General features: G+C 39.3%; 14 protein-coding genes and 1 pseudogene. All 15 read right to left on the bottom strand.

Translation table 11 applies throughout. The annotated features are described in order from the left end of the window. Window positions 1-326, bottom strand: a pseudogene (locus NBH16_RS21260) (hypothetical protein); the annotation flags it as partial. A 17-nt stretch (window positions 327-343) separates the two neighbouring features. Beyond that, a complete protein-coding gene (gene tyrS, locus NBH16_RS21265) occupies window positions 344-1,636 on the bottom strand; it encodes a tyrosine--tRNA ligase (protein ID WP_008778966.1) in 1,293 nt (430 codons plus the stop codon). Window positions 1,637-1,739: 103 nt separating this feature from the next. After that, window positions 1,740-2,411, bottom strand: a complete 672-nt coding sequence (locus NBH16_RS21270) for a TatD family hydrolase (protein ID WP_039848529.1) — start codon at window positions 2,409-2,411, stop codon at window positions 1,740-1,742. Continuing rightward, window positions 2,395-2,616, bottom strand: a complete 222-nt coding sequence (gene yidD / locus NBH16_RS21275) for a membrane protein insertion efficiency factor YidD (RefSeq protein ID WP_005863660.1) — start codon at window positions 2,614-2,616, stop codon at window positions 2,395-2,397. Before yidD ends, NBH16_RS21270 begins: the two co-directional genes overlap by 17 nt. Continuing rightward, window positions 2,616-3,002 carry a ribonuclease P protein component gene (gene rnpA / locus NBH16_RS21280; RefSeq protein ID WP_009016771.1) on the bottom strand — a complete coding sequence of 129 codons (387 nt, stop codon included), beginning with the start codon at window positions 3,000-3,002 and terminating at the stop codon, window positions 2,616-2,618. Before rnpA ends, yidD begins: the two co-directional genes overlap by 1 nt. After that, window positions 3,002-3,757 carry a uroporphyrinogen-III synthase gene (locus NBH16_RS21285; RefSeq protein WP_029257164.1) on the bottom strand — a complete coding sequence of 252 codons (756 nt, stop codon included), beginning with the start codon at window positions 3,755-3,757 and terminating at the stop codon, window positions 3,002-3,004. The genes rnpA and NBH16_RS21285 overlap by 1 nt, the downstream gene beginning before the upstream one ends. After that, window positions 3,754-4,479 carry a DUF4271 domain-containing protein gene (locus NBH16_RS21290; RefSeq protein ID WP_005860300.1) on the bottom strand — a complete coding sequence of 242 codons (726 nt, stop codon included), beginning with the start codon at window positions 4,477-4,479 and terminating at the stop codon, window positions 3,754-3,756. The genes NBH16_RS21285 and NBH16_RS21290 overlap by 4 nt, the downstream gene beginning before the upstream one ends. 36 nt (window positions 4,480-4,515) lie before the next feature. Continuing rightward, window positions 4,516-5,862, bottom strand: a complete 1,347-nt coding sequence (gene lpdA / locus NBH16_RS21295) for a dihydrolipoyl dehydrogenase (protein ID WP_005860301.1) — start codon at window positions 5,860-5,862, stop codon at window positions 4,516-4,518. 10 nt (window positions 5,863-5,872) lie between these two features. Further along, window positions 5,873-6,277, bottom strand: coding sequence for a PH domain-containing protein (locus NBH16_RS21300; protein ID WP_250789039.1), 405 nt, complete (start codon window positions 6,275-6,277; stop codon window positions 5,873-5,875). A 151-nt stretch (window positions 6,278-6,428) separates the two neighbouring features. After that, on the bottom strand, window positions 6,429-7,133 hold the full coding sequence (locus NBH16_RS21305) for a TapB family protein (RefSeq protein ID WP_005860303.1): 705 nt from the start codon (window positions 7,131-7,133) through the stop codon (window positions 6,429-6,431). A gap of 184 nt (window positions 7,134-7,317) precedes the next feature. Further along, window positions 7,318-8,895, bottom strand: a complete 1,578-nt coding sequence (locus tag NBH16_RS21310; RefSeq protein ID WP_008773166.1) for an outer membrane protein assembly factor BamB family protein — start codon at window positions 8,893-8,895, stop codon at window positions 7,318-7,320. Between the two features lie 578 nt (window positions 8,896-9,473). After that, window positions 9,474-9,863, bottom strand: coding sequence for a barstar family protein (locus NBH16_RS21315; RefSeq protein ID WP_121960719.1), 390 nt, complete (start codon window positions 9,861-9,863; stop codon window positions 9,474-9,476). 60 nt (window positions 9,864-9,923) lie between these two features. Continuing rightward, window positions 9,924-10,550: a ribonuclease domain-containing protein gene (locus NBH16_RS21320; RefSeq protein ID WP_250789040.1), complete on the bottom strand. Its 627-nt coding sequence runs from the start codon at window positions 10,548-10,550 to the stop codon at window positions 9,924-9,926. A gap of 390 nt (window positions 10,551-10,940) precedes the next feature. Further along, complete coding sequence (locus NBH16_RS21325) at window positions 10,941-11,624, bottom strand: hypothetical protein (RefSeq protein ID WP_121960720.1); 684 nt, start codon at window positions 11,622-11,624, stop codon at window positions 10,941-10,943. Window positions 11,625-12,378: 754 nt separating this feature from the next. Then, window positions 12,379-12,789 (bottom strand): hypothetical protein, encoded by a 411-nt coding sequence (locus NBH16_RS21330; protein ID WP_121737493.1) that lies wholly within the window; start codon window positions 12,787-12,789, stop codon window positions 12,379-12,381. Window positions 12,790-12,904: the final 115 nt, after the last annotated feature.

Consider the following 12,904-nt stretch of genomic DNA (forward strand, 5'->3'; position numbering starts at 1 on the left):
GAAAGTATCTCTGATGGCAGAATCAACTGTGCCAATGCTAATAGTCCTTGATTGTTCATGGTACAAAGGTGCAAATTTTCTATAGAATTAAAGAATTTTCCCCCTGATTTATCGGGTGAGCCTAAGCTATCTATACGAGAAAATGTCACAAAATAAAAAAGGGATGCCACAATTGACATCCCTCTCTCTGGATTGTTGAGTTGTCTCACGAGGATTCGAACCTCGACAGACAGAACCAAAAACTGTAGTGCTACCATTACACCATGAGACAATCCGATTGCTTTACTAAAGCGATGCAAAGGTAAGAATAAAATCTTACCTTGCAAATTTTTTGATTATTTTTTTACTTTGCGATCAACAAATAATAATTTTTCTTACCTCTTTGAACCAATAAATACTTATCGTCAAGCAGTGAAGAACAGTCGATTACAGTATCAACCTCCGCTAATTTCTCTTTGTTAAAACTTACGCCACCACTTTGTACCAATTTACGCATCTCACCTTTTGAAGGGAAGATAGCGGCTTTTTCAGTACACAAATCAACAGCCTTGATTCCTGCGGCCAATTCATCACGGGAGATATCGAAATGAGGAACACCCTCGAATACGGCTAGTAATGTGTCCTCATCCAATTTCAACAAAGCCTCGTGCGTGGAGTTACCAAACAAGATATTGGAAGCCTCGACAGCGGCCTCATAATCTTCCAAAGAGTGAACCATAACAGTCACTTCTTTCGCCAAACGTTTCTGCAACGGACGCAAATGAGGAGCGGCCTCTTGCTCCGCCTCCAAAGCGGCGATCTCTTCTTGGCTCAAGTCCGTGAAGATCTTGATATACTTGGCGGCGTCAGCATCGCTTACGTTCAACCAGAATTGATAGAATTTATACGGAGAAGTATAGCGACGATCCAACCAGATATTACCGGATTCCGTCTTTCCGAACTTACCACCGTCGGCCTTCGTGATTAACGGGCAAGTCAAGGCATAAGCCTCCCCTCCCAACGTACGGCGGATCAATTCCGTACCAGTCGTGATATTACCCCATTGATCAGTACCACCCATCTGTAGGCGGCAACCCTCATGCTCATACAAATACAAATAATCGTAGCCTTGTAGCAATTGATAAGAAAACTCGGTGAAAGACATACCTACACTGGATTCGCGGCTCAAACGCTTCTTCACAGAATCCTTAGCCATCATATAATTCACGGTAATATGCTTACCGATATCACGGATAAAATTCAAGAAAGAATAACCCTTCATCCAGTCATAGTTGTTCACCAACTTAGCGGCATTAGGAGCGTCGGAGTCAAAATCAAGGAACTTAGCCAATTGTTTCTTGATGCAATCCTGATTGTGACGAAGAGTAGCCTCGTCCAGCAAATTACGCTCGGCAGACTTCATAGACGGGTCACCGATCATACCGGTAGCGCCACCCACTAAAGCGATAGGACGATGACCGGCACGTTGGAAATGCTTCAGCATCATCACACTTACTAAGTGTCCGATATGCAAAGAGTCTGCCGTTGGGTCGATCCCCACATAGGCCGATGTCAACTCTTTCTGCAATTGCTCTTCCGTCCCGGGCATCATATCAGCGATCATGCCCCTCCATCTTAATTCTTCTACAAAATTCATCGTATTAATTTATATCGTATTACATTAATATATTTGTCACTTTATCTCATACGAGGCAAAGGTACGACTTTTTAATTGAGAATCGAAAATTGATAATTGATAATTATCCGTTTAGGTGGAAGATAGAAACGTTTTTAGCGATTTGAATCCGCAGCTTTTCTTCCGGAATACCCAACGCTTCCGCTACATTTTGGTAGACCCCGCGGATATCAATCGATTTATCATCGGTCTCCAAGAAAAGGAAATCAGGCCATGCGACACGCAAAGCCGATGGATTAAAACGATCTCCAAAAGAGAGATAAAACCCCAAGCGAACCAATTGGGAGGCAAGTTCACCATTACCTCGAAAGCCATGGATAATCCAAGGCATCTCCGGTTTCACGGCCTTTTTACAGGCAATGAGATCCGCCCACGCTTTTACGCAATGGATGATTAATGGCTTATGTGTTTCCTCCGCTAAATTGGCTTGTGCCAGAAACACCTCTTTTTGCAAATCCATTGGAGATTCGGCCAGTGTATCAAGTCCAGCCTCTCCGATCGCCACGACTCCCGAACCAGACACCAATACCCTAAGTAAGTCCATCTGCTCCTTTACATTATATATATACCACGGATGGATACCATATGAGCGAATAACCGTATCAAGAAGTGGACCCGGCTGCATATCACCCATTGGACTCACGATCCTATTTATAATCGCGATATCCTCCTTATGGAAAGGCATCTGATGCGTATGTATATCATAATAACCCATGGCGTTACGGAACCGGATCATAACCGCTCCCACCCCAAGGATGGCAACGAAGTATTCGTTTAACCGCAAGATACAATCCTTTCACAGGGCCATATTTCTTCAAGGCTTGCACCGCATATTCGGAACAAGTGGGCGTATACCTGCACGAAGCCGGTGTCATAGGAGAGATACAATATTTGTAGAAATAAACCGGCAATAAGAGTAATGTGGTAAAAAAGCGTCTCATTATTCTTTATCCCGAAGGATATGGATCGCTTTCTTCATTGCCTTTTCCATCGCAGCGTACGGATGGATCTCTTTATCGAGGTACAGGAAAGCGATTAACATGCCCTTATTCTTCGCTTCCAACGGTTCCAGTAAATCATATTTACGAACCCGGTAAGCCTCACGTACCTGTCGTTTGATCAAGTTACGCTTTACGGCTCTCTTAAATTTTTTCTTCGGTACACTCACTAAGAAGGAAGCACGGGCAGGCATCTCTTCCTCCATCGGTAAATAAACGACCCGCAGTGGAAACGCCACGAACGATTGTCCTTTTTCGAATAATAGGTCAATGTAACGTTTCCACGACAGGCGTTCTTCTTTTGAAAGGGTATACCTTTTTGTCGTCATTATTTTTTACCGTCTTGCTGTTTTTTCAGATATAAATCCAAAGCAGCAGTCATAGAAGGGGCTTCCACCGTGGGAGCCTCAACGTCCAAACGCAGACCCGCATCTTTAACAGCCTTTGCCGTAGTAGGGCCAAAGCAGCCGATCTTTATATCGTCTTGCTTGAAATCCGGGAAGTTCTTCAACAAGGAAGAGATACCCGACGGACTAAAGAAAACCAACATATCATAATCGAATTTCTCGTCCTTCGCGAAATCATTGCTCACCGTACGGAACATCACCGCTTTCGTATAGTTGATTTTCTTCGCATCTAACAAAGCGAATAGATCATCTTTATGTACATCGGAAACAGGTACTAGGTATTTCTCCTTCGCATGTTTGGCGATAACAGTCACCAAATCATCTGCCTTACCGGTCTGACCATAAAAAATCTTACGTTTTCTATAAACGATATACTTCTGGAGATAAACAGCGATCGCCTCTGTCATACAGAAATACTTCATCGTTTCCGGGATAGCCACACGCAATTCCTCGCATAAATGAAAGAAATGATCGATAGCCGTACGAGCCGTAAAAATAACGGCGGTATGATCCAAAACCGAGATTCGTTGCTGCCTGAACTCCTTGGAAGATAAAGGTTCAACCTTGATGAACGGGCGGAAATCTATTTCCACACCGTATTTTTCTGCAATATCGAAATATGGTGATTTCTCCGATGCAGGCTTCGGTTGTGATACCAATAATTTTTTAATATTCAATGCCATAGAGTACTTGACTCGATAAAGTTATACAAATAAATAATGCCTTCATACAGAAAAACTAAAGGCAATATTTCTTGGCCGCAAAGATACAAACTAATATATAAAAAACTGCTATTTTTCCTGTGAAATATCCGTATGGTCTTATAAATTATCACAAAACGACACAGAATATAGAAAAATACAAACAACAAAACAGGAATCTGTATACTGCTCCCCACGAATACCAACCAAAGTGCCGGAATGTATAAACAAATCCCCCACGCTCCTATAATAGCGTTATAATTAGTCTTCCAAAACTTGTATTTCGGAGCGTCCGTAAAAACAACCCCCAATAAATAATAGAAACAGCGCTTACACCAATAAAACAGTATCAATACCATCATTATCAACCCAATAGATATCAACACCGTATTTTCTAGCAAATGGTTGAAATACCCATATGCCCTAGCGATAGCAAAAAGGCAAACGCTACAAAGAAACAAGGCTTGAAACGTCATGAAATTCCGGAAGAGCCATTCGCTCCCCCTCGTTACCTCAAATAAATTTTGACGTTCTTTCACATATACCACATCACGCATCATCTTCAGGAATAAACGATAATTGGTACGGAACACCAACGCAAAACACATAAATAAGACGAACAAAAGGCTAAAGACCACATCGTCCACCAATTGTCCGTCCCACAAACGAATCCCTACATATCCTTCAAATGTACCCATGTGCCGCTATTATCGGCACAAAGGTACATAATTATTTCAATAAAGCGCTTCCTTAATAATCTCTCCTACCGTAGGATGCGGGAACACAAACGACTTTAACTCATCCGATTTCATCCCCTTCTCAATAGCGATTCCGGCGATCACGATCAACTCCGAGGCCGGATTACCCAACATATGGGCACCGATCAACGTCTCATCCTCCGACAAGATCAACTTACAAACACCATTCCCCATCTCATTCTCCGCGACAAAACGCCCAGAGAATGCCATCGGTATTTTCTTCACGGTATACGAAATACCTTCTGCCTGCAACTCCTCCTCTGTCTTCCCGACACCGGCGATCTCCGGATTCGTATAAACGACACCCGGAATAGCCTTATAACTCATCGGGCGCGATTTGCCCAAGAGATGATCCACGGCCACCTCCGCCTCGCTAACTGCCGTATGCGCCAGTAAGGAAAAAGCGGTAATATCACCGCAAGCATATACATTTGGCAGGGAAGTCTGCATGTACTCATTCACCTTCACCCCATTACGAAAAGTCTCCGGAGCCAGTGTCTCCAAGCCAAAACCTTTCGTAACCGGACGACGCCCTACACTCAAAAGGACCTTATCGCCATGCAACGTGAATGTCTCCCCGTCTTTCTCTACAGAAACCTCGGTTCCATGCACCCCGGTCACTTTATGACTTAGATAGAACTTAATCCCCCGTTTAGCGTATTCCGCTTGCAACATTTCGGACAGCTCACGATCCATCGGGCCTAATATCTTATCCAACATCTCCACGACATGTACCTCTACCCCAAGGCTATTGAAGAAAGAAGCGAACTCCATACCGATCACGCCTCCACCGATTATCACCAAAGAGGCCGGAAGCTCCTTCGATTGCAACGCCTCCCGGCTCGTCCAATATTCCGTCTCCGCCAATCCGGGTATAGGAGGAATTACCGTTTCTGATCCCGTACAGATCAAAAGGTTCGCAGCCTCGTATAGCTCTTCTCCGGCGGCGATCGTAATCGTCCCGTCGGCCGCACGTCCTTGGATACAAGCTTCCGCCGTAACCATCACCACGCCATGCTCCGTCATTTTCATACGGATACCGGCTGTCAGCTTTTTCACGACCTTATTCTTACGGGCGATGATTTTCGGGAGATCAAAAGAAGGATTCTCCGCTTTCACCGCATACTTGGAAGCATGCTTGATATTATCATACGTCTTAGCGGAATAAAGAAGCGTCTTTGTCGGCACGCATCCCTCATTCAAACAAACCCCGCCCAATGCGTTTTTCTCAAAAAGAATCGTGGAAAGCCCACCCTGCGCCGCTCTCTCCGCGGCAGTATAACCGGCAGGACCTCCACCGATTATAGCGACATCGTATTTCATACTATTAGATCTATTTAAGTTGTATATTAGGATTTATCTTTCTCAACTGTTTGATAAAATCAGCCCGGTTGGTCGGAGATATGAGCATCCAAGGTTTCCCATTACTCCATATGATCAGCCGATCCAACGAAAGGGCGTAGCTGGACACCGGCATCACGGTAGATTCCAACGCCTCTATATCAGCGATAGCGATCTTCTTCTCCGGGAAAATACTACAATGCGCTATCAACATATCATCTTCCGTTATCCGGTAATACGTATTAAAGAAAACATGAAGCACCCCCAACGCAGCGACCATCATACCCACTATAGCCGATATATTGGTACGCAAAAACGCGGCCACGCAACCAATTATCACCATGATAATCACCAGATGATACCACCATCCCACTTTTGATTTATATTCTCTTTCCATTTTCCGAAATTTGCCGCAAGTTAACGAAAAACGTCAAACAAAAAGAAAATTGCCCAATCTTTCCCATAAAAGAAAATACGCTGTCACTTCTCAGCAACAGCGTATCCACTTAAACCGGTTAATACAAATCATAAGATTGTAGTCGCCTTTTTTATTTTAATTCTTCCAATACCGTATAGGATTGTAATACGTTATTCTTATCATATTGTTCCGTACGCACTAAGCCTACATTCGGGCTGTACCACTCATAGCCATACCCAGTGATTGTCTCCTTTGATTTAGGGGAACGTGTAGCGATATTATATTTTACCTTAGCGCAATCGAACGTACCGGCAGGAGTTGTTATGCTTTCCGTTTTAATAAACTCACGGTCCTTAATGGCCATATCCTTACGATTCTTCCGATTCTTCTTATCGTAGATCTTTACGGAAGCCTCGTCGAAATACACGTTATTCTTATCGAAATTAGCCGCATACGGATTTGGGTAATTTATAAAATTCTCCGTAATATCCACATTCGTATTCATTTCCGATACCACTCCCGGATAAGAGAGTGTCTCTTTCGAGTCGAGGAAAAATTCTCCATTCTGGCAGTATGCCTTGATATCTCCTTTGTTCACGATCGTACCGGAGGGATTAGTATATACGTAGTCCGCTTCCACCTCTTGGCCGGAAGGCAATGTTTCCACCTCATCCACTTGATAACTCATAACAGATTGTAAGTTTCCCTTTGCGTCATATCCTTTACGGACCCATACCGTTCCCTCTGTTTGCGGAAAGAAGAACGTACAATCTTGCGCCATCGCTCCTCCCGCGATCAATGAGATTAAAGCCGTGTATAATATTTTCACCTTCATAATTTTGACGTTTAATTAATTCACTACTAAATACATGCCGGATATCCAATGCTTTGTTAGAACAGAGTGAACCCCTAAATGTTCAGAAGGTAAAAATTAAAAATAGCCAAAATATCTTTCTTGGCAATACATTCAACCATAACTATGAAGTAATCTATTACATATTTACATGAAACATACCAGTTTATAAAGGAAATTCATATATCTTTTTACCATCCAAACTATAGATGAAAAACTTTTCACCTACCCTAAACATCTTGGATGAAGTATATAAATAAGCTTTCTTCTCACCCTTTGAATTAACCCACAATGTTTTGTCTCCCAAGAATATCAAATTATCCCCATTTGGTAAAGCCTTAAACGTACGCAACTTAGACAAAGGATAAGTTTGTAAAACATTCAGTTGCTGGTCTAGCTCAACCATTTCATTCTTATCAGTAATCAAACAATAAATCGAATCCGGGCGTTTATATCGCTGATAAGATGTACTATCCTCAAAATCCTGCAAGAAATAAGAAGAATTGGTAAGATATAATAATTTCCCGTTTACTTCGGTATTCCATGATACCTCACTCAACAAGGAATCCCCAGATAACGAGTACTTCCGGATATGATCGGAAAACAAGACCATCAGAGCATCCTCTTCCCAATTTATATCAAACTCCTCCACCATCTCTTTCTTATCCGAGAGCTGGCGGAACCAAACCTTCTCACCCTTTCGTTTATCGAAACAGGCGATAAACGGCCAGCCAACCTTCAGTCTTAAGTATTCGTGAGCATAAGCCTCAGAAGTATCAAAAATAGTATTTCGATACCCAGTTCCCATATTAATCATATAAAGGCTATCTCCTCTCGCAAACAAATGAGAGCGAGATCCCATTCCATCAGGTATCGGATACCCCCATTTAGGTTGCAACTGCCGATCCAGGCAAAACAAATTCTCCCGGCTTGCCACGTAAAAAACCGTGTCGTCCGATAAAACATTCGATACCAGTTCCATCACCTTCTTCGGCCCAGTAGGCACTGCCGCAAAACCGGTTAAGACACCCGTCACCACACCGAGCGCACCAAGAGCGACGGCCTCTTTATAATCACTTGCCCCAGTCGGCATGGCATAACTCGGCCCTTCCCCATTTCCCATGTGAACCAGATGAATCCCATCCGAGACAATCAATCGAGTAGAGTCATCCAGTAAACCACTCTCATTCCATCCATATACATGGCTCATTTTCCGGCTCCACATCTTTTCTCCCGTCGCAAGGCTATGGCCTTCCAACTCGTTAGACACCCCGTTCATATAACTGCCTTTATAAGCCAAAAACATCCGGTTCTTAGCGTCCACCCAATAAGGAATCATTTTCTTTTTCTTCCAAACCTCATTACCTGTTTTCAAATCCAGCAACGATGTAGCCTTCCCCATTGTCACGAACAAAACTCCCTCTGAAGTCAACTTTGGATCTTGATTAAAATAATTGACAGGACGTTGCCATAGCATCCTCTGATCAGCCAAGGAGTAAACGGAAATTCCCCCCCTATTTTTCAAGGAAGTCTCATTTTTCGACAAATTCCGATACCGGATAAAAAGCAAATTATCCGTCGAATCCACATCCACTCCAAGAATCCAGCCGGGTAAAGCCAAACTTTTAGCAATGATAACAGAGCCATCCTCATTGATACCCAATGTGTCCGACAAAAATGTTTGAGATTGTACATCTAATGAAATACAACAAACAAACAGCAAGAAAATTTTGATGACCCTCATATCTCCACAATAATTATTTGATACAATTTCACTTTTGATATTTTTCTAACGAAATACAAGTCACATTATTATAATAGGTTGATCCATCATGACGAAACGTAAACAACTTTCCTGATCGTATTCTATCAATAGTGGGTTGTAAATCATGAGTTACCCGCACTTTGAACCGGCATCATCACTGCCGTACTCGCCGAACCTGCGGCGGCTCCACCGATAAGCGCTTCTATGATGATAGGTATATCAACAGATTGTTTATAGTGTAACTACACTTGTTAAAGTTCAGAAATAAGCTCGGCATCAGTACATATACAAAACCCAAACAAAAAAATAGGCTGTCTCATTTTTCATCATAAAACAGCCTATTTCTAAATAAATTCTTTCTTAATTATCTCTAGAATCAATGGAATAACTCTCCACGACAAATGAATCTACCATTGTAATCCTTCCAATTCAGTTCAACCAAATATTTTTCAACTTCAAGCTCTTTGACCGGCTCAAACTTTACGCCTGTACTTACAGGACGAATTTTAAACATTGAATTTACTAATTAGATATTTTCAACATTCATTTCTTATAATCTATCCATAATATGGATTATATCCATTAAAAATAGTCATAATCACATCTTTCTCTTTTTCATTAAAAATAAATGCAACATTATGATCATCATATTTCTGCCATAAAATAATCGATTCTTTTACTATTTCAATATAAATCCTAAGAGCATTTTCATCCAACATAGATAAATCGTCATGAATAATTGTTATATCTGTATCATCAATCCAACTAAAATCCCTATATATATCTAATAAAGCATCCCAATTATTTCCAAATTCAAAAGGGTAATTTAACACTTTAGTTATTTCATGAAATAAATCAAATTTATTACACACTTTAGAAATATGCCCGAACACACCTCTTTCCATACTGTACACATTAACATCTTTCTCAAAATATATATTTCCCATATTTTAAATATTTACATTTATATTAATCATAAACACACAAACAACTTTTTATCCCCAAAATTAAAATTTTATTTGGATAAATGTATGATAATGATCTGGAGTAAACCACATTTTATTATCTCCTGTTACAATCCTAAGAGTACCTGCCCCCTTCATCAATCCTGGTGTTGGATGAATATACTCTTTATAAACTCCATTTGATAAATTAGGTAATAGCCCATCTTTATTTCGATAAATACTTCCATCATGACGAAACGTAAACAACTTTCCAGACCGTATTCTATCAATAGTCGGTTGTAAATCATGAGTTACCCCATCTGGAGTTGTCACAAAACGAGTCGTACCCGAAGATTGACTAGAAGAAGCAACCTGAGATGATGTCTCTACCGGATTTAATTTAGGGGTATTACTAATATCCGGTTGCGTCACATTTAGCCCACTTCCTTGAGCCTCCATCAACCTCATCTCCGGTGCCGGTCTTGTCGCCGTGTTCTTGAACGAGAAGATCGTCCGTCCGAATTTAACGTCCTTACCTGTCCAGAAGTTATTACCTTTCAAGGCGGCAACCATACCGTTTCCGATTCCACCTGTCAAGGCACCACCCAAAATACCCAAGCCATAATCCTTCAAGCTCATAAACGGGTCCCCGAAATACAACGAGTTACCCGCACTTTGGACAGGCATCATCACCGCCGTACTCGCCGAACCTGCGGCGGCTCCACCGATAAACGCTTCTATGATGATAGGTATATCAACAGATTGTTTATAGTGTAACTACACTTGTTAAAGCTCAGAAATAAGCTCGGCATCAGTACATATACAAAAACTCAAACAAAAAATAGACTGTCCAATTTTCCATCTTGAGACAGTCTATTTTAAATAAAACCCTTCACTTTATCCCTTAGAAATTGGATAATAACTCTCTATGCCAAATAAATCTACCATTGTATAATTTGAGGCAACATCTTCAATAAGAACTTGAACAAGATCTCAAAATAATCAGCCAAACTCATCTCCTATAGTAGTAGGTTATGGATTTAACCTCGGCGCACAGAGCCAATTTAAGCATCTTATCCATTAATAAACTAAATGACTATGCTTCAATCGTGCAATTTTTTTATCATCCATATTTGTTTTTAATAATTTAAGAACGTTATCCCAATCATCAATATTTTTCAGCACGCTATTCTTCCAATCTTCGGTAGAATAATTCTCATAAAAATATTGATATTTCCATTTTTTAGAAGCCTTATTGATATTATTTAATATTTTATCTATTGATCTATAATCACCAATATACTTCATAATATACAATTGCAACTCTAATAAATCTGCTTGACAAATAGGATTACATTGAACCAGATAGTCATTTGAATAATAACTATTTATCAAATCAAACATTTTTTCAACCAATACTTCCGGCCGTAAACAACATCCAACCTGCTCTTCAGCACATCGTATAGACTCTTTAAAATAATTTGAATGTTGGTTATATGGAATATCAAATGTTAAATTTTTCTTATCCAATATCGGCTTATTTACGATTGGAGAAAATAGATTATCCTTATTATCTCTTTTCCACAAGGGATAAACTTGAAAAATAGGCCTATACTCATCCTCTCCTCTTACTCTTAGCAATAATAATCCTACAACCATTATATCTAATGTCACATACAAAGTAGTCTGAGAATAGGTCGACAACTGAGGAAATATAGCGTTCCAATCATTTAAAATAGACTTTTTTAATGCTAATGTAATCATAATATATTATTTTATTCAAAAATATCCACCAATTAATTTACTCCAAAATTACTAAAAAACAATCAATATTCATTCTGCTTAGCTTCATATTTTTAAGTTCATGTGTATAATAACAACTTGAAGCTAGTATATCTCTAGAATTTCAGAAACAGTTCTTTTTAATATTTAGGCTTAATTACTTGAGTCTTATATCCAGGACAAGCCGTTCGATATTTAATCATTTGCCGTTAAAAGATAGCTACTTTCAACATTCTTCCCTCTCGATTTCACAGGAGTAAATCGAAGATATTTAGATAAATCATAAATTTTATCTTTATATTTTTCTTCTACTAATTCTTTATTTTCAATCAAACATAAATTAAAAGGAATGCCATTTATATAAATTAAGATATTATTTTGATTTTTCTATAAAAATTGGAGCTTATTCCAAATTTATCATCAGAATATTATTCTCTTTTTTCTCAAAATCACAAAATCCACTCGTATCAAGTCCACCCTCCTGTGAAACTTTCATTTCTACTGTTTGAGCCAAAGCACAAACAGTAGAAATAACAATAAATAAATTGATAAAATATATTCGCACTATCTTCTCGATATATTATAAATTAAATGCCATTACAGGCTTATAATATAGTGGATAATGAGTCCTAAATCCCGTATTACCGAGATATTAAATTATTCCATATATTTTACAACATATTCTCTTGCATTGATTATCAATTTTCACACAAAATAAATCTATACAACAAGCAAATCACCCATTTACAATTTCGACATTGCCTTCTGAAACAATTTTTACAGTTCCTTCATTCGTATAAATTGAGTAACATACCAATTTTTGTAAGATTTCTAAAGGCAAAATCCCTTCCATCGCTTTTTTATATTCTAAAAGAAATATATCCGTATCACTCACATCTGACATCAAAATACAATACTTCCCTATAATATTATGATACAAATCTATACGAGAAGAGTATATATCTCGAAATACACACCTGACATCATCAAAGTGATTGCTTAATTTATCATCTGTATCTTCATCGCATTCCTCATTATTATTTAACGTAAATATGATAGAATTAGCACCTTCACTACCATTCAAATCATATAATATATCTTTTATCACAACATCATGATAAAAATATTCTAAAAAAAGTGTTCCCATAAAGTTATAATTTAAATAAGCGTTTATTTCATTGATAAGAATAATTACAATTCATTAAACCTACTTGAGAAAGTTCAAAAAAGCTAAGGCTTTGTAAAACTACTCAAGCAGATAC

The organism is Parabacteroides sp. Y3-G-102, assembly GCF_023656845.1.
Lineage (GTDB): Bacteria > Bacteroidota > Bacteroidia > Bacteroidales > Tannerellaceae > Parabacteroides > Parabacteroides distasonis.